This window comes from Actinomadura craniellae (assembly GCF_003289645.1).
In the GTDB taxonomy this organism is placed as follows: domain Bacteria; phylum Actinomycetota; class Actinomycetes; order Streptosporangiales; family Streptosporangiaceae; genus Actinomadura_D; species Actinomadura_D craniellae.
In genome coordinates this window covers 398,033-414,828 of the sequence record NZ_QLYX01000005.1, presented here as the reverse complement: position 1 = coordinate 414,828, position 16,796 = coordinate 398,033, and the positions used below count along the sequence as shown (strand labels likewise).

14 protein-coding genes are annotated in these 16,796 nt (G+C 72.0%); 5 read left to right on the top strand and 9 right to left on the bottom strand.

Annotation, left to right across the window (positions count from 1 at the left end; genetic code table 11):
• Window positions 1-21: 21 nt before the first annotated feature.
• Window positions 22-1,044, bottom strand: coding sequence for an alpha/beta hydrolase (locus DPM19_RS14205; RefSeq protein WP_111867296.1), 1,023 nt, complete (start codon window positions 1,042-1,044; stop codon window positions 22-24).
• A 145-nt stretch (window positions 1,045-1,189) separates the two neighbouring features.
• Window positions 1,190-2,212, bottom strand: a complete 1,023-nt coding sequence (locus DPM19_RS14200) for an alpha/beta hydrolase (protein WP_111867293.1) — start codon at window positions 2,210-2,212, stop codon at window positions 1,190-1,192.
• 224 nt (window positions 2,213-2,436) lie between these two features.
• On the opposite strand from DPM19_RS14200, the gene DPM19_RS14195 reads away from it, so the two are divergent.
• Together DPM19_RS14195 and DPM19_RS14185 are read left to right on the top strand one after the other, a co-directional pair.
• On the top strand, window positions 2,437-4,647 hold the full coding sequence (locus DPM19_RS14195) for a molybdopterin-dependent oxidoreductase (RefSeq protein ID WP_111867291.1): 2,211 nt from the start codon (window positions 2,437-2,439) through the stop codon (window positions 4,645-4,647).
• A gap of 290 nt (window positions 4,648-4,937) precedes the next feature.
• Window positions 4,938-5,864, top strand: a complete 927-nt coding sequence (locus DPM19_RS14185; RefSeq protein WP_111867289.1) for a Rieske (2Fe-2S) protein — start codon at window positions 4,938-4,940, stop codon at window positions 5,862-5,864.
• A gap of 168 nt (window positions 5,865-6,032) precedes the next feature.
• On the opposite strand, the gene DPM19_RS14180 is transcribed toward DPM19_RS14185, so the two are convergent.
• Complete coding sequence (locus tag DPM19_RS14180; RefSeq protein WP_111867286.1) at window positions 6,033-6,293, bottom strand: hypothetical protein; 261 nt, start codon at window positions 6,291-6,293, stop codon at window positions 6,033-6,035.
• A gap of 67 nt (window positions 6,294-6,360) precedes the next feature.
• Complete coding sequence (locus DPM19_RS14175) at window positions 6,361-7,149, bottom strand: ABC transporter ATP-binding protein (RefSeq protein ID WP_111867284.1); 789 nt, start codon at window positions 7,147-7,149, stop codon at window positions 6,361-6,363.
• Window positions 7,150-7,259: 110 nt separating this feature from the next.
• Here DPM19_RS14175 and DPM19_RS14170 point away from each other — a divergent pair, with 110 nt between their 5' ends.
• Window positions 7,260-8,027 carry a hypothetical protein gene (locus DPM19_RS14170; protein WP_111867281.1) on the top strand — a complete coding sequence of 256 codons (768 nt, stop codon included), beginning with the start codon at window positions 7,260-7,262 and terminating at the stop codon, window positions 8,025-8,027.
• A gap of 55 nt (window positions 8,028-8,082) precedes the next feature.
• Here the strand turns inward: DPM19_RS14170 and DPM19_RS14165 are convergent, their stop codons facing one another.
• The 3 genes from DPM19_RS14165 to DPM19_RS14155 form a co-directional block, all read right to left on the bottom strand.
• Window positions 8,083-8,784 carry an RDD family protein gene (locus DPM19_RS14165; RefSeq protein ID WP_199485075.1) on the bottom strand — a complete coding sequence of 234 codons (702 nt, stop codon included), beginning with the start codon at window positions 8,782-8,784 and terminating at the stop codon, window positions 8,083-8,085.
• Between the two features lie 86 nt (window positions 8,785-8,870).
• A complete protein-coding gene (locus tag DPM19_RS14160) occupies window positions 8,871-9,317 on the bottom strand; it encodes a DUF2752 domain-containing protein (RefSeq protein WP_233510135.1) in 447 nt (148 codons plus the stop codon).
• A 152-nt stretch (window positions 9,318-9,469) separates the two neighbouring features.
• Window positions 9,470-10,246, bottom strand: a complete 777-nt coding sequence (locus tag DPM19_RS14155; protein WP_111867275.1) for a PP2C family protein-serine/threonine phosphatase — start codon at window positions 10,244-10,246, stop codon at window positions 9,470-9,472.
• 356 nt (window positions 10,247-10,602) lie between these two features.
• On the opposite strand from DPM19_RS14155, the gene DPM19_RS14150 reads away from it, so the two are divergent.
• Window positions 10,603-11,931 carry an MFS transporter gene (locus DPM19_RS14150; protein WP_111867273.1) on the top strand — a complete coding sequence of 443 codons (1,329 nt, stop codon included), beginning with the start codon at window positions 10,603-10,605 and terminating at the stop codon, window positions 11,929-11,931.
• Window positions 11,932-12,052: 121 nt separating this feature from the next.
• Complete coding sequence (gene serB / locus DPM19_RS14145; RefSeq protein WP_111867270.1) at window positions 12,053-13,276, top strand: phosphoserine phosphatase SerB; 1,224 nt, start codon at window positions 12,053-12,055, stop codon at window positions 13,274-13,276.
• On the opposite strand, the gene DPM19_RS14140 is transcribed toward serB, so the two are convergent.
• Together DPM19_RS14140 and DPM19_RS14135 are read right to left on the bottom strand one after the other, a co-directional pair.
• The gene (locus DPM19_RS14140) at window positions 13,273-13,740 is read right to left on the bottom strand and encodes a SixA phosphatase family protein (RefSeq protein ID WP_199485074.1); all 468 of its coding nucleotides are present in this window, start codon (window positions 13,738-13,740) and stop codon (window positions 13,273-13,275) included. The two genes, serB and DPM19_RS14140, sit on opposite strands and share 4 nt — an antisense overlap.
• 236 nt (window positions 13,741-13,976) lie before the next feature.
• Window positions 13,977-16,388, bottom strand: coding sequence for a sodium-translocating pyrophosphatase (locus DPM19_RS14135; RefSeq protein ID WP_111867268.1), 2,412 nt, complete (start codon window positions 16,386-16,388; stop codon window positions 13,977-13,979).
• Between the last annotated feature and the right edge of the window lie 408 nt (window positions 16,389-16,796).

Below are 16,796 nucleotides of genomic sequence, written 5' to 3'. Positions count from 1 at the left end.
TGCGCGGGCCCGGGCCGCCGTTCAGCCGACCTGCCGCGCCCCGATCGTGTCCATCATCAGCGGCCAGGCCTTCTTGTACTCGGCGTCCCAGTAGGCCCACTGGTGCCAGCCGTTGCCGTAGAGGTTGGCGGTCACCGGCACGCCCCGGCGCCGGGCCTCGTCCACGAACGACCGGGTGGAGGCCCCCACCGTCGCCTCGCCGAACCCGCCGATCAGCCGCCCGGCGAGCTGCTCCAGCAGGTTCGCGTCCGTCGGCTCGAACGGGCCGGGGTTGCCGGTGGTGCCGGCGGAGACGTACAGCCCGGTGCCCTTCAGCTTCGGCACCAGGTGGTAGGCGTCGTGCGCCCGCCAGACGAACTCGTTCAGCAGGGGCCAGCCGTAGATCGCACCCGGGATCCACACCCCGCCCCAGACCGCGGCGGTGGTCAGGACCAGCGACTGCATGGCCGGCGTGGTCATGTGCAGGACGCTGCTGAAGCTCGCCGCGTACCTGAACGTCCCGGGGTGGCGGCCGGCGTAGGCCAGCGCGCCCTGGCCGCCGGAGGAGGCGCCCATCACCGCCCGCTGGGTGCCCGCCCGCAGGTTGCGCTCGGCCAGTTGGACGACCTCCTGGACGTGGAAGGTCTCCCACTTCGGCCTGCCGCCCAGGCCGAAGTTGTGCCAGTTGGCGTGCGAGCCGTTCCAGCCGCCCTCGGGCATCACGACGATCACGTCGTAGCGGGCGGCGACCTGCTCGATGTCGGTGCTGCGCGTCCACGACACGGCGGTGTCCCGGCCGCCGTGGTAGGCGTACACCACCGGCCAGGTCCGGGACGCCTCCCGCGACCACCCCGCAGGGACGATCACCCGCACCAGCTGCGGGCCGTCCAGGGAGGGGGTGCTCACCGTCAGGTCCACGGTGGCGGAGTCGAGCCACTGCTCGCCGGTGATCCTCGCCCCGGTGTCGGCGGGGACGAACGCGGGCGCCGCCGCGGCGGGGACCACCAGCGATCCCGTGACCAGGGCGGCGCCCGCCAGAACTCCCGCGACTCGTGAGATCCTCATGGGCCGGTCCTTTCGTGCCCTTCCGGCGGGCTCTGGCCTGGCCGCCGAATAGCGCGAAGGCTACAAGGACCTTGTGCATTCGAGAATTCTCGCGATAACAATTCTTTTGGCGCGACTTATAACCGGGTGGTCAAGTTCCGGCGTTTCAGCCGGTGCGCTGCGCTCCGATCGCGTTCATCATCAGCGGCCAGGCCTTCTTGTACTCGGCGTCCCAGTAACCCCACTGGTGCCAGCCGTCACCGTAGATGTTGGCGGTCACCGGAATGCCCAGCGCGTAAAGCCGCGTGCGGAACGAGATATTGGTGGCACCGACCGTCTCCTCGCTGTTCCCGCCGATCAGCAGGCCGGCGAGCAGTTCGCGCAGCGCCAGGTCCGTGGGCTCGAACGGGCCGGGTTCGCCGGTGGTGCCGGCGGAGATGTACAGCCCCGTCCCGCGCAGCCGGGGCGCCAGGTGGTACGGGTCGTGCGCCCGCCAGTTGGCGAAGTCGGTCAGCGGGCTGCCCAGGATCAGCTCCGGGTCCCGCACCCCGCCCCAGACCCGGGAGGTGTACAGCGATGAGGAGGGGACGCCCGGCATCGTGATGTGCATCATGCCGCTGAAGCTGGCCGCGTACCTGAACGTCCCCGGCCACCGGCCGGCGTACATGACCGCGGCGTGGCCGCCGGAGGAGGCGCCCATCGCCGCCCGCCGGGTGCTCCCCCGCAGGTTGCGCTCGACGAGCTGGACGACCTCCTGGACGAGGAAGGTCTCCCACCGCGGGGTGCCGCCCCGGCCGTCGTTGTGCCAGTCGACGTACGATCCGGCCCAGCCGCCCTCGGGCATCACGACGATCACGTCGTAGCGGGCGGCGACCTGCTCGATGTCGGTGCTGCGCGTCCACGACACGTAGTCGTCCCGGCCGCCGTGGTAGGCGTACACCACCGGCCAGGTCCGGGACGCCTCCCGCGACCACCCCGCCGGGACGATCACCCGTACCTTCTCCGAGGTGCCGATCGCCGGCGTCTGCACGGTCAGGTCGACGGTGACGGGGTCGAGCCACTGCTCGCCGGTGATCTCGGCGCCGCTGTCGGCCGGGACGTAGGGGGGCGCCGCCGCGGCGGGGATCGCCAGCGCCCCCACGACCAGGGGGGCGCCTGCCAGGACTCCGATGACACGTGAGATCTTCATGGTCGGTCCTTTCGCGACCTCGCGTCGGATCCCCGAGTAAGGCGACCTTAGGCACGGTTTCGCAGAGCGAAAACCCGTCCAAACAACGCTTTTTGGACAGGGACTTATCAGCCGGCCGATAACCCATCACCATAAATTGGTCTAGACCTGTGGGGACAAATGCTGGCGCGCCGCCCGTCATGGAGTCATGATTGGTATGTTTCCCGCCCCGAAGGAGCATGCCGATGAGTCGGACGGCGTACCGGACCTGCCCACTGTGCGAGGCCCTGTGCGGACTCGAACTCACCCTCGACGACGACCGCGTAACGCGGGTCAGAGGCGATGCGGCCGACCCCTTCAGCCGCGGTTTCATCTGCCCCAAGGGCGCCTCCCTGGGCCGGCTCGACGGCGACCCCGACCGGCTCGCCGAACCCCTGGTGCGCGCCGGCGACCAGCACGAACCGGCCGGCTGGGACACCGCCTTCGCCACCGTCGCCGAACGGCTGCACGCCATCGTCGACCGGTACGGCAAGGACGCCGTCGCCATCTACATCGGCAACCCCACCGCCCACTCCATCGCCGGCCCGCTCTACGGCGCCGCGGTCATCAAGGCGCTGGGCACCCGCAACATCTACTCGGCCAGCACCGCCGACCAGATGCCCAAGCACGTCAGCAGCGGCTACCTGTTCGGCGACCCGCTCGTGATCCCGGTGCCCGACCTCGACCGCACCGACCACCTGCTGATGCTCGGCGCCAACCCGCTGGAGTCCAACGGCAGCCTCGCCTCCGCCCCCGACTTCCCCGGGCGGCTCAAGGCGATCCGCAAGCGCGGCGGCCGCGTCGTCGTGATCGACCCCCGGCGCACCCGCACCGCCGCCCTCGCCGACCACCACGTGTTCATCCGGCCCGGCACCGACGCCTACCTGCTGTTCGCCCTGGTGCACACGCTGTTCGCCGAGGACCTGACGACCACCGGCGAGTACGAGCTGAACGGGCTCGACGACCTGCGCGCGCTGGCACTGCACTTCCCGCCCGAGCGGGTCGCGGAGATCACCGGCATCGACGCCGGCACCATCCGCGGCCTGGCCCGCGACCTGGCCGCGGCCGAGCGGGCCGCAGTGTACGGCCGGATCGGCACCTGCACCCAGGCGTTCGGCACCCTCAACAGCTGGCTGGTCGACGTCCTCAACGTGCTCACCGGCAACCTCGACCGCCCCGGCGGCGCGATGTTCGCCCGGCCCGCGCACCTGCCCGCCTACCGGCGGCGGCGGCCGTTCGTCACCGGGCGCTGGCGCAGCCGGGTCCGCGACCTGCCCGAGGCCAACGGCGAGCTGCCGGTCGCCACGCTCGCCGACGAGATCGAGACGCCCGGTGACGGGCAGATCCGGGCGCTCATCACCATCGGCGGCAACCCGGTGCTGTCGGCGCCGAACGGCACCCGGCTCGACCGGGCGCTGGCCGGGCTGGAGTTCATGGTCAGCGTGGACCCCTACCTGAACGAGACCACCCGGCACGCGGACGTCATCCTGCCCCCGCCCCGCCCCGCGCAGACCCCGCACTACGACGTGGCGCTGCTCGGCTTCACCGTCCGCAACTACGTGCGCTACTCCGACCCCGCGGTGCCGCTGCCCGACGGCCGGCCCGCGGAGTGGGAGATCCTCGCCCGGCTCGCGATGATCGCCTCAGGCCAGGACGGCGACCCGGCGGCACTCGACGAACTGGTCATCGGCGCCACGCTGGCCAAGGCCGTCGCCACCTCCGGCTCCCCCGTGCACGGCCGCGAGCCCGCCGAGCTGCGCAAGATGCTCGACGACCGGGCCGGCCCCGAGGCCCGGCTCGACATGATGCTGCGGCTGGGCCCCTACGGCGACGGCTTCGGCGCCGACCCCGACGGCCTCACCCTGGCCCGGCTGCGCGCCGAACACCCGCACGGGCTCGACCTGGGCCCGCTGGAGCCCCGCCTGCACGAGGTGCTGTGCACCGCGTCCGGCCGGATCGAGCTGTGCCCGCCGGCCTTCGCCGCCGACGCCGACCGGCTCCGCGCCGGGCTGGACGCCCCCACCGGGGACGGGCTGGTGCTGATCGGGCGGCGGCACCTGCGGTCCAACAACAGCTGGCTGCACAACGTGCCCGAACTGGTGGGCGGCTCCAACACGTGCACGCTCCAGCTCAACCCGGCCGACGCCGACCGGCTGGGGGTCGGCCCGGGCGACACCGTGCGGGTCGTCTCGCGGGCCGGCGCGCTGGAAGCCGTGGCCGAACCGACCGACACGGTGATGGCCGGCGTGGTCAGCATGCCGCACGGCTGGGGCCACGACCTGCCCGGCACCCGGACGCAGGTGGCCCGGGAGCACGCGGGCGGCAACGTCAACGCGATCACCGACGAGACCGAGATCGACCCGCTCTCGGGCAACGCCGTCTTCAACGGCGTGCCGGTCACGGTCGAGGCCCTCTGATCCCGGCTCCGGCCCGGCTCTGGCCCGGGCTCTGGTCCGGCTCTGGTCCGACTCCGCCCCGGCTCCGATCCAGGCTCTGGTCCGGGCTCCGGTCCGGCTCTGGTCCGGCTCTGGTCCGGCTCTGGTCCGGCTCCGGTCCGGGCTCCGGTCCGGGCTCTGGTCCGGCTCTGGTCCGCTCGGTGGGTTTCGAGCGCGCCGCCCGAGGTAGGCAGAACCGCGATAGTCGCCGGTGACGTCCCGTGGGTAGGGTCATGGTTACGGCCGTCCGGATGGACGCGTGAGGGGGGACCATGGACGGAAAGGCGAACAGGATCTTCCAGCGCAACGCCCGGCTGGCCCCGCGACCGCACCTGGTCGAGCTGGCCGAGGGGCTGGAGCACGCCGACGCGCTCGACGGCGCGTCCCGGCGGATCACCGCGCTCGTCCGCCGGCTGCTGCCGGACGGGTCCGTCAAGGACCTGCTGCACGGCGTGCCGATAGGCCACCCGGCGCACCCGCCGCTGACCGACCTCCCGGTGGGCTGCTGGACCTCCGCCGCGGTCCTCGACCTGATCCCCGGCACCGAGCGGGCCAGCAAGGTGCTGGTCGCCGCCGGGCTCGCCGGCGTGGTACCGACCCTGCTCACCGGCTGGGCCGACTGGTCGGCGCTGCACCGTGAGCAGCAGCGGGTGGGGCTGGTGCACGCCCTCAGCGTGTCCGCCGCCAGCGGCCTCTACCTCCTCTCGCTGGCGGCCCGGCGGCGCGAGCGGAACGCGGCCGGGCGGCTGCTCGGCTTCGCCGGGCTCGGCGCCCTGCTCACCGGCGCCTACCTGGGCGGGCACCTGGCGTTCCGGCAGGCGGCCGGGGCCAGCCACGCCGAATCCGTCGCGCACCTGGTGCCGCTGGGCTGGCACGACGTGTGCGGCTTCGACGAACTGCCCGACGGCTGGCCGGTACACCGGCGGCTCGGCTACATCAGCCTGTTCGTGCTGCGCTCCGGCGACGAGGTGCACGTACTGGCCGACCGCTGCGCCCACCTGGCGGGGCCGCTGCACCAGGGCCGCATCGTCCAGGAGAGCGAGGAAGACGACACCCTGTGCGTGGTCTGCCCGTGGCACGGCAGCACCTTCCGGGTCGCCGACGGCTCGGTGGTGCACGGCCCGGCCACCGGACGCCAGCCCGCCTTCGAGACCCGGATCCTGGAGAACGGCACCGTCCAGGTCAGGCCCTCCGTCTGACCCGGCCACCCCGGTTCGGGCTCCCGGCTCAGGCGGTGCCGGCCGCCGCCCGCGCCTCGCTCACTCGCCGCGCGGACCATCCCGCTCGCTCCCTCGGCTCAGGCGGTATTGGCCGCCGCCCGCGCCTCGCTCACTCGCCATGCAGACCGTTCCGCTCGCTCCCTCGGCTCAGGCGGAGCCAGGGAGGTTGTGGACGGTGGCGGACGGGGAAGCGCCGTCCTCGACAGGGTGCTCCACCAGGGCGAGGACCCGGCTGGCCATGAAGCGGGCGGTGCGGACGGGGGTGCCGGTCCGGGTGACCTCGCTCACCTCGACCACGCCGCGCCGGTTGGTGATCTCGACCCGGCGGCCGGCGCGGCTCGCCGTGATCTCGTACGTCCGTGTTGCGTCACCCGCGTCGATCACGATCTCGACCCAGTCGCCCTTCATGGGACCCCTCCGCGGTATTCGAACGTTCATTCGATACATACCCGGACAAACCCATATGAACCGCAGATCAGCGAGTGGACCGGGCGTACCAGCGGTCGTTCTGCCGCTCGATGGTGAGCGGGATGTCGAAGCAACGGGTGAGGTGTTCGGCGGTGAAGACCTCGTCGACCTTGCCCAGCGCCAGCGGGGTGCCCCCGCGGATCAGCATCGCGTGGGTGAAGCCCGGCGGGACCTCCTCCACATGGTGGGTGACGAGCACCATCGTCGGCGCGGCCGGGTCGGCGGCCAGCCGGGCCAGCCGGGCCACCAGGTCCTCGCGCCCGCCCAGGTCCAGCCCGGCCGCGGGCTCGTCCAGCAGCAGCAGTTCGGGGTCGGGCATCAGCGCGCGGGCGATCTGCACCCGCTTGCGCTCGCCCTCCGACAGGGTGGCGAACCGGCGCCGGACCAGGTCGGCACAGCCCAGCGCGTCCAGCAGTTCCACCGCCCGGGTCACGTCGGTGGTGTCGTACTGCTCGCGCCAGCGGCCGAGGATCGCGTAGGACGCGGTCAGCACCAGGTCGATGACCTTCTCGCCGGGCGGGACCTTCTCGGCCACCGCGGCACTGGCGAAACCGATGCGCGGGCGCAGTTCGAAAACGTCGGTCTTGCCCATCCGCTCGCCCAGCACGTCCACGGTGCCCTCGGCCGGGTGGAGCATCGTCGCGGCGACCTGGAGCAAGGTCGTCTTGCCCGCCCCGTTGGGACCGATGATCACCCAGCGTTCGCCCTCGTTGACGGTCCAGTCCACGTCCCGCAGCAGCCGCGCCCCGTCCCGCCGGATCCCGACACCGTCGAGCTCCAGTACGTCTCCCGCCATCGTGCCCCTTTTTCCCCAATGTCGCAGGCCCTGGGTGATTCCACGTCCAGAGACGAACCTATGCCATCTCCAGCGCTTATCGTGGTCGGCATGCACAGCAAAGGCCGCCCATGAACCCCGCGCAACCCGCCGCGGCGTCCCTGGTCGCCTGGGCCAACGCCTGGCTGACCGGCCACGTCGGGCTGGACGAGGCCGCCGACGCGGTGGAACGCGCCACCGGCCCGCACGTGGTGTGCGGAGTCCCCGGGGAACCACCGGAACTGCCGCTGCGCCGGGCGCTGGGGGCGCTCCGGGTGGACGGCCTGACCGCCCTCCGGCTGGCCCTGCCCGCGCCCGGCGACCCGCTCGGGCTGTACGGTCCGCCCTCGTTCAACACGGCGGCGCTGGAGGCCGGGGAGGCCGCCCTCGCCGCCCTGGCCGACCGATCACTCGGGCTGGTGCCCGCCGAGGACCGGCGCGGCTCGTCCTATGTGGGGGTGCGCTGGGAGGTGCACGAGGCACGGCCCGGGACACCCGACGTCCCCGGCCTGCCGGAGGCCGACCACGGGCTCTCGCTGGCCATGCGCGAGGCCACCGAGGTGCTGCTCACGGTCGACGACGTGTCCGCCTGGGGGCCGGAGATCTCCGAGGCGCTGGCCGCGCTGCGCGACCCGGCGAGCGGGGTGGCGCTGGCCCCCGGCTACCCGGCGCGGGCGCACCGGGTGGCGGCGCTGGCCGGCCGCCTGTCGGTCGTCCTCGACCTGGCCCGGCGGGTGGAGGGCGGCGGCCTCACCGCCGAGCAGAGCGATCTCCGGTCCGCCGCGCTGCGGATGCTCGACCGGGCGGTCCGCCGGGCCCGCGTCGCCGCCTGCAACAGCGCCTTCGACCCCGTCCACTGAAACGCGAAAAGCGGGACGTCCCCGGCTGGGACGCCCCGCTCGCGGGTGCCGTGCCTTACTGGGCGCGCACGACGTAGGTCTTGCAGACCTTGTCGGCGAAGGTCTGCTTCTTCTCGTCCCACAGCGGCCACAGCCAGCCGACGTAGCAGGCGAAGCTGTCGAGGAAGTGGGCGAGATACCGCACCACCGACATGCCGATGCCGATGGGCTGGCCGGTCGTCTCACCGACGAGCCGGATGCCGACCACCTTCTTGCCCGGGGTCTGGCCGGTGGTGCCCTCCTGGTAGCGCAGCCAGAGCCAGAGGCCGACCAGCACCACGAGCCCGAGCAGGGAAACAATCGCCGCCAGCCCGGCCGAGTTCTGGCCCAGCACGAGCGCCAGGATGTAGAACACGAAGTACGGAGCGCCGATGATGAGGCCGTCGATCAGGAGCCCGCCGGCCCGCAGCGGCCAGTCGGCGAGCCCGCCGCCGTACCCGCCGCCGCCGTAGCCCGGCTGCTGGCCGTACCCACCCTGCTGCCCGTAGGCGGGCTGCTGGCCGTACCCGGGCTGCTGCGCCGGCTGCTGCCCGTAGCCGGGCTGCTGCGGGGGCTGCTGGCCGTAGCCCGGCTGCTGCCCGTAGCCGGGCTGCTGCTGGCCGTACCCCGGCTGCTGCTGGCCGTACCCGGGCTGCTGCGGGGGCTGCTGCCCGTAGCCCGGCTGCTGCTGCCCGTACCCCGGCTGCTGCTGGCCGTACGGGTCGTAGGGGTTACCCACGCTGATTCTCCTTGTTGAATTGACCCTTGGGTTGTCAGACGCCCGTCTCACCTGCCGGGCTCCGCGGAACACCGATGTGTTCAGCGTCAGTTCACCAGGAGGCCGAACCTGGCGAGCTGCCAGATCTCCGCCCCCACGAGCGCGGTACCGAGCACCCAGGCACGAGTCCTCGGGTCGAGCGCCCACCACCGACCCCCCACTCCCAGTGGCGCGACGGCGATGCCGACGGCGCCGAGGAGGGCGACGGGGTTGGCGAGCAGCGCCCGGACCGGATGGCCGGAGCCGAGCTCGATGAACACCGTCGTGCCCCCGCAGAGGGGGCAGGGGATCCCGGTGAGTGCCCGCAGGGGACAGAGCACGCCGGGGTCGTTCAAGCGGTGGATCCATGCCGCGGCGACGGCCGCGACGGCCATCGCCCCGACGCGCAACGCGGTACCCCGCGGTCCGTGTCGTGCCGTGGCAAGCGTCCGGTCGACGAATCGCGCCACGCCGTTCGGCGCGGCGGCGACCGCCATTCCGGGCGCCTCCCCCATGAATCCTCCGCCTCGATGGCTTTGTCCGAATGACCCGTATACCTGCACGCACCATACGGTGGTCAAGGCCGCGCCACAATCCGCGACCAGTCTGCGACCGGACCGTGACCTGGGATACGGGCCGCCGAAGCGGGAAAAGAGGGCGATCGCCCTTATTGGGCGGCGGCTCCGACGAGGAGCGGGGCGCCCCCGCTCGCCGGGTCGCCGTCGAGCAGGTCGGCGACGACGCAGGTGATGTTGTCGGGGCCGCCACCGGCCCGGGCCAGTTCGATCAGCCGGGCGACCGCGCCGGCGGGCTCGGCCTCGGCCTCCAGCACCTCGTAGATCGTCTGGGCGTCGACGACCCCGCTCAGGCCGTCGGAGCACAGCAGGTAGCGGTCGCCCACCCGGGCCTCGCGCAGCTGCAGGTCGGGGTCGCGGTCGTCGCGGCCGTCCAGCACCCGGTAGAGCACGTGGGACAGGCGGGACGGCTCGCCGCCCTGCTCCTCGGGGTGCGGGGACTCGGCCTTGAGCAACTGGTCCATGGTGTGGTCACCGGTCATCTGCAGCAGCTCGTAGTCGCGCAGCAGGTAGCCCCGCGAATCGCCGATGTGGGCGAGCGCGACGTGTGTGCCATTCCACAGCATCGCCGTCAGGGTGGTGCCCATCCGGCTGAGGTCGGGCCGCTCCTCGCGGGCGATCCGCAACTTCTCGTTGGCCTCGGCCACCGCCCGGCCCAACGCGTCTTTGAGCTCCTCGACGGGCAGCGCCTCGGCATCGAGCGAGCGCAGCGAACCGATCACCGTGGAGCTGGCAACCTCGCCGCCCGCGTAACCGCCCATGCCGTCAGCGACCGCGATCAACCGGGGACCGGCGTAGGCCGAGTCCTCGTTGTTCTCCCGGTTGCACCCGATGTCGGAGCCTGCCGCGTACTTAATAGTCACGTTCATACCGATTTCGATGACGGTCCCGTCAGAGGAGTTCTTTCAGCCGGCGGTCTCAGTCCGTAACGGACGGCGCGCTGCGCCGGCCACTTCCGATCTTGCACCCTCAGCTTCACGAGCACATTACTCATGTGGGCCCGGACTGCTTTCCCGGAGATCGGCGTCGCCCGCTCACCCCGCGCGTCCTGCTCATCGGTGCCCACACTACGGACCGTACCGCCCCATCCGAGGCCGTCGGATCAGTCTGCGGTGCTACGTCATCGGACCTTTCGTCATTCATGTGCACGCAAGCGACGACCTCGCTTGCGGACTCACCGTGACCCCCCGATATGGATGACCGAATCCCTACCTAATGTATAGGCATGATTCCCCCCTCCCCTGGGAAGTCCACCAGCCTGTTCACTCCCCGCTACCGCCGATCCACCCTCGGCATCGTGCTCGTCGTCACGCTCCTGGCCTTCGAGGCCATGGCGGTGGGCACCGCGATGCCGGTGATCGCCCGGGAACTCGACGGGCTGTCCCTCTACGGATGGAGCTTCAGCGGGTACCTGATCGCCGCCCTGCTGGCCAACGTGGCCGCCGGCGGGTGGATCGACCGGAGCGGCCCCGGCGGCCCGCTGGTGGCCGGGGTGGCGGTCTTCCTGGCCGGGCTGGCCGTCTCGGGCGCCGCCGGGACCATGGAGGTCTTCGTGGCCGGCCGGGTGGTGCAGGGCTTCGGCGGCGGGATCTCGCTGGTCGCCCTGTACGTGCTGATCGCCCGGATCTACCCCGAGGAGCTGCGGCCCCGGGTGTTCGCCGCGCTGGCCACCGCCTGGGTGGTGCCCTCACTCGTGGGACCCGCCGTGGCCGGCGCGGTGGCCGAGCACCTGCACTGGCGCTGGGTCTTCCTCGGGCTGATCCCGCTGGTCGTCCCGGCCGCGTCCATGCTGCTGCCGGTGCCCCAGGGCGGCGGTTCCGGCGGCCCGGCACGCCCCGGGCGGCTGCCCGCGGCGGTGGCGGTGGCCGCCGGGGCCGTGGCGCTGCTGTACGCGATGGACCACGGCACCTGGCCGCTGCTCCCGCCCGCCCTGGCGGCGCTCGTCCTCGGGCTGCCCAGGCTGCTGCCCGCCGGGGCGCTGCGGCTGGCCCGGGGTCTGCCCACGGCCGTGGTGCTGCGCGGGTTGCTGGCCGGCGCCTTCTTCGGCGCCGAGGCGTTCATCCCGCTCAGCCTGACCACCACGCACGGCTTCACCGCCGTCGAGGCGGGGCTGGTGCTCACCCTCGGCGCGCTGGGCTGGTCGGCGGCGTCCTGGTACCAGGGGCGATCCGGCCGGCCGCGCGCCTGGTTCGTCCGCACCGGGGCGCTGCTCGTCACCCTCGGGGTGGTCGCAGCACTGATCGCCCTGCGGACCTCCGGCTGGTGGACCATACCCGCATGGATTGTCGGCGGAGCGGGGATGGGGCTCGCGCTGAGCAGCCTCAGCGTGCTGGTCCTCGGCCTCTCGCCCACCGAAGAGCAGGGCGTCAACTCCGCCGCCCTGCAGATCTGCGACACCCTCGGCTCGGCGCTGGCCGTCGGGGCGGCGGGCGCCCTGGCGACCGGTTTCGGCCGCCTGGAGACCGGGCTGACGCTGTCCGGGACGCTCATGGTGGGCATCGCCGTGGCGGCGGTGGCGGCATCGCTGCGGGTGAGCCCCCGCGGGAGCGGATGACACCGGCGAAGTGTCGTGCGTCACAGCAGCCGAGCTCGGCGCGGTGCCAAGCTCCAGGCACGCTCCGGCGCCCAGTACCTTGGGGGACGTCATGGACGGCACAGCGGGGGGACACGGCCACATGGGCGAGGCACCCGGACGGTTTCCCGACGGGAGACCGCAGCGCACACTGCTCGTCACGTTGACCGGCCGTGACCGGCCGGGAGTCACGTCACGCCTGTTCGCGGCGCTCGCCGCCTTCCCCCTGGACGTCGTCGACGTCGAGCAGGTCGTGATCCGCGGCCGGCTGGTGCTCGGCGTGCTGGTCTCCTGTCCCGACGGCGTCGACGTCGGCGCCGTGTGGGCGGCGGCCGAGACGGTCGCCGCCGACCTCGGCATGGAGATCGAGCTGTCCACCGGCCGGGAGAAGGACGTCCCGCGCCGCCGCGGCACCCTGCACGTCACCGTGCTGGGCAACCCGCTGCACCCGGCCGCGCTGGCCGGGATCGCCGGGCGCATCGCCGCCGCGGGCGCCAACATCGACCGGATCGGGCGGCTCGCGCACTACCCCGTCACCTGCATCGAACTCGACGTCTCCGGCGCCGACCCCGCCGCGCTGCGCGCCGCGCTGGCCGCCGAAGCCGTCGAGCAGCAGGTCGACGTGGCCGTGCAGCGCGGCGGGCTGCTCCGCCGGGCCAAGCGGCTGATCGTGATGGACGTCGACTCAACCCTGATCACCGGCGAGGTCATCGAGCTGCTGGCCGAGCACGCCGGCCAGTCCGACAAGGTCGCCGAGATCACCGAGGCCGCGATGCGCGGCGAACTCGACTTCGAGGGGTCGCTGCGCGAGCGGGTGGCGCTGCTGGCCGGGCTCGACGCCGCCGTCATCGACGAGGTCCGGCACAAGGTGCAACTGGCCTCGGGCGCGCGCACCCTGGTCCGGACGCTGAAGCGGCTCGACTACGAGTTCGCGATCGTCAGCGGCGGCTTCACCCAGATCACCGACGCCCTGGTGGAGGATCTGGGCATCGACTACTCCGCCGCCAACACGCTGGAGATCGTCGATGGCAAGCTCACCGGCCGGCTGACCGGGCCGATCATCGACCGGGCGGGCAAGGCCGTCGCGCTGGAGCGGTTCGCCCGCGAGGCCGGGGTGCCGCTCAGCCAGACCGTGGCGATCGGCGACGGCGCCAACGACCTGGACATGCTCCAGGCGGCGGGGCTGGGCATCGCCTACAACGCCAAGCCGGTGGTCCGGGAGGCCGCCGACACCGCGGTCAACGTGCCCTACCTCGATGCGATCCTGTTCCTGCTCGGCATCTCGCGGAGCGAGATCGAGGCCGCCGACGCCGAGGACGCCCGCTAGCCCTTGGGGGTGCGGACGGTGGTGAGCGAGCCTGCGCCGGGCCACGCCTCCGCCCAGCCGCCGGGCAGGTCGATCACCGCCAGCGCGCAGGTCGGGAAGGCCGCCGGCGCCTCGCCGGTCAGGTCGTGGACGACCTCGTGGAACGCCGGGTTGTGACCGATGATCAGCAGGGTGCCGACCTCGTCGGCGGTCTCCCGGACGACCGCCAGCACGTCCTCGGCCTCCGCGCCGTAGAGCCGCGCCTCGAAGTCGGCCGGGACGTCCAGCGCCAGACCGGCCAGGGTCTCCCGGGTGCGCTGCGCCGTCGAGCACAGCACCCGGTCCGGGACGAGCCCCGTCTCGCGCAGCCAGTCGCCGGTGGCGGCGGCGTCACGCCGGCCGCGCCCATTCAGCGGCCGGTCGATGTCGATCATGCCGATGCCTTCGACCGCCTTGGCATGCCGCAGCACGATGAGGGTCCCCATGCGGGGACCCTACCCGGCTCAGCCCGGTGCCAGCAGGGCGGAGATCAGGAACAGTGCCCCGAAGATCGCGAACATCACCACGAGAATGATCGCGAAGCCCTTCGCACCCGCCATGGGGGCCTTCTCGCCGCTCACGTCGCCGTCCTCCCAGCCGTGTCCACTCCCTCAGCGTACGGCCAGTCCGGGCGGACCCGTCCCCGCCCCCGGCGTGCCCGCGCCGGGGGCGGAGACGGCGGTCAGGACGCGTCGGCGGAGCCGGCCCCGGTCGGGGCGTCGGTGGGTCCGGTCCCGGTCGGGGCGGCCGCCGAACCAGTTCCGGCCGGGGCCGCCTCCACCGGGGCGGCGGGCGGCTGCTCGGTGGTGCCGATGGGGTCGGAGCGGCGCTTGGACACCACGACGGAGCCCACCACCACGACCAGCGCGGCGACGGTGACCCCGATCCGCAGCGGCATGTTGTCCGCGTAGGTGACCACCGCGTTGGCGATCAGCAGGGAGACCAGGTTCATCACCTTGATCAGCGGGTTGATCGCCGGGCCGGCGGTGTCCTTGAACGGGTCGCCGACCGTGTCGCCGATGACCGTGGCGGCATGCGCCTCACTGCCCTTACCGCCCAGTTCGCCCTCCTCGACGAGCTTCTTGGCGTTGTCCCAGGCGCCGCCCGCGTTGGCCAGGAAGACCGCCATGAGCACGCCCGCGGCGATCGCCCCGCCCAGAAAAGCCCCCAGCGGGGCGTAGCCGAGGGCGAAGCCGACCGCGATCGGGGTGAGGATCGCCAGCAGACCGGGCGTGGCGAGCTCGCGCTGCGCGTCCCGGGTGCAGATGTCGACGACCCGGTCGTAGTCGGGCTTCTCGGAGTAGTCCATGATCCCGGGCTTGGTGCGGAACTGGTCGCGCACCTCGACCACCACCCGGCCCGCGGCCCGGCTGACGGCCATGATCGCCAGTCCGGAGAACAGGAACACCACGGCGGCGCCGAGGATGAGGCCGATCAGGACGTTGGGCGAGTCGATCGACAGGTTGAAGGTGGCGAAGTCGCCGAGCGCCTCCTTGGCGCCCGCCGAGGCGTCGCTCAGCGCGGCCTCCACCGTGGTGCGGTAGGCGCCGAACAGCGCGGTCGCGGCGAGCACCGCGGTCGCGATCGCGATGCCCTTGGTGATCGCCTTGGTGGTGTTGCCGACGGCGTCCAGCCGCTCCAGCACGGCGGCGCCCTCACCCTGGACGTCGCCCGACATCTCGGCGATGCCCTGGGCGTTGTCGGCGACCGGGCCGAAGGTGTCCATCGAGACGATCACGCCGACCGTGGTGAGCAGCCCGGTGCCGGCCATGGCCACCGCGAACAGCGCCACCGTCGTGTTGCCGAAGCCCAGCAGGAACGCGCCGTAGACGGCGCCGCCGATCACCAGTGCGGAGTAGACCGCCGACTCCAGGCCGAGCGAGATGCCCGACAGGACCACCGTCGCCGGGCCGGTACGGGCACTGTCGGTGACCTGCCGGACCGGTTTGCGGTTGGTCTCGGTGAAGTAGCCGGTCAGCAGCTGGATGGCGCTGGCCAGCACGATGCCGATCACCACGGCGCCCAGCGCGACCAGCCTGGGGTCGGCGTCCAGTGCCCGGATCTCCGCGTCGGTGACGCCGGTGAGCTCGGCGAACGACGACGGCAGGTACAGGAACGCCGCCACGGCCACCAGCAGCGCCGAGATGATCGCGGAGATGAAGAAGCCCCGGTTGATGGCGGACATGCCCGACCGGTCGCGGTCGCGCGGGGTGACGGCGAAGATGCCGATCACCGCGGTGATGACGCCGATCATCGGCACGAGCAGCGGGAAGACCAGGCCGTCGGTGCCGAACGCGGCCGTGCCCAGGATCAGCGCGGCCACCAGCATGACCGCGTACGACTCGAAGAGGTCGGCCGCCATGCCGGCGCAGTCGCCGACGTTGTCGCCCACGTTGTCGGCGATGGTGGCGGCGTTGCGCGGGTCGTCCTCGGGGATGCCCTGCTCGACCTTGCCGACCAGGTCGGCGCCCACGTCGGCGGCTTTGGTGAAGATGCCGCCGCCGACTCGCATGAACATCGCCAGCAGGGCGGCGCCGAAGCCGAAGCCCTCCAGCACGCCGGGCGCGTCGCCGCGGTAGGCGAGCACCACCACGGCCGCGCCGAACAGGCCCAGCCCCACGGTGAACATGCCCGCCACGCCGCCGGTGCGGAACGCGATCCGCATGGCGACGCGCTCGCCGGACTCGCGTGCGGCGGCGGCCACCCGGACATTGCCCCGGACCGCCAGCCACATTCCCACGAAACCGGTGATCGCCGAGAACAGCGCTCCGAGGATGAAGAAGACGGAGCGTCCGATCCGCACTTCGGTGGAGGTTGCGGGGAGCAGCAGGAGTAGCAGCGGGATCAGCACCACGAAGATCGCGACGGTGCGGAATTGACGTTTCAAGTAAGCGCCCGCGCCTATTTGCACTGCGCGGGCGATGTCCTGCATCTTTTCGGTGCCCTGACCGGCGGCCAAGACCTCGCGAACGAGACCTCCGGCCACGGCGAGCGCCAGGAGAGCGATCACTCCGACAATGGCGACCAAGGTCAGGTCGCCGCCGGCAAGATCCACTTCCGCACCGGCTGGAGTGGCGAGGGAAAGCCCTGACATCCATCCTCCTCGACAGGCTGCGCCGCGATGGCGACCGCCCCCGGAGGCGACCGTCACCGCGCCATATTTCCGGGCAACGCGGTGCCGGGAGTCTACGTAGGGGATCGGCGAATGAGAAGTCTTCCCACTTCGCCCGGAACAACCCATCGAAGGAGGAATGTTTGGGAAGTCAAGAATGATCAATCATTCGCTTGATCAGGCTTGTTCACCCAGGTAACGGGGTTCTTTGCAAGATCGCAAAAGTGGGTCTTGACGAAATCTTGATTTGAGGCATGCAGTGTCATTAATGATCAACTTTGCGCCGATCTCGGCCGGATCATGAGAAGACGATCTCATAACGGGTTTCACCACCGGCACCAATGGTCACGTTCCGCCCCACCCGTCACAGGGCGTGGACACCAAAAGGCC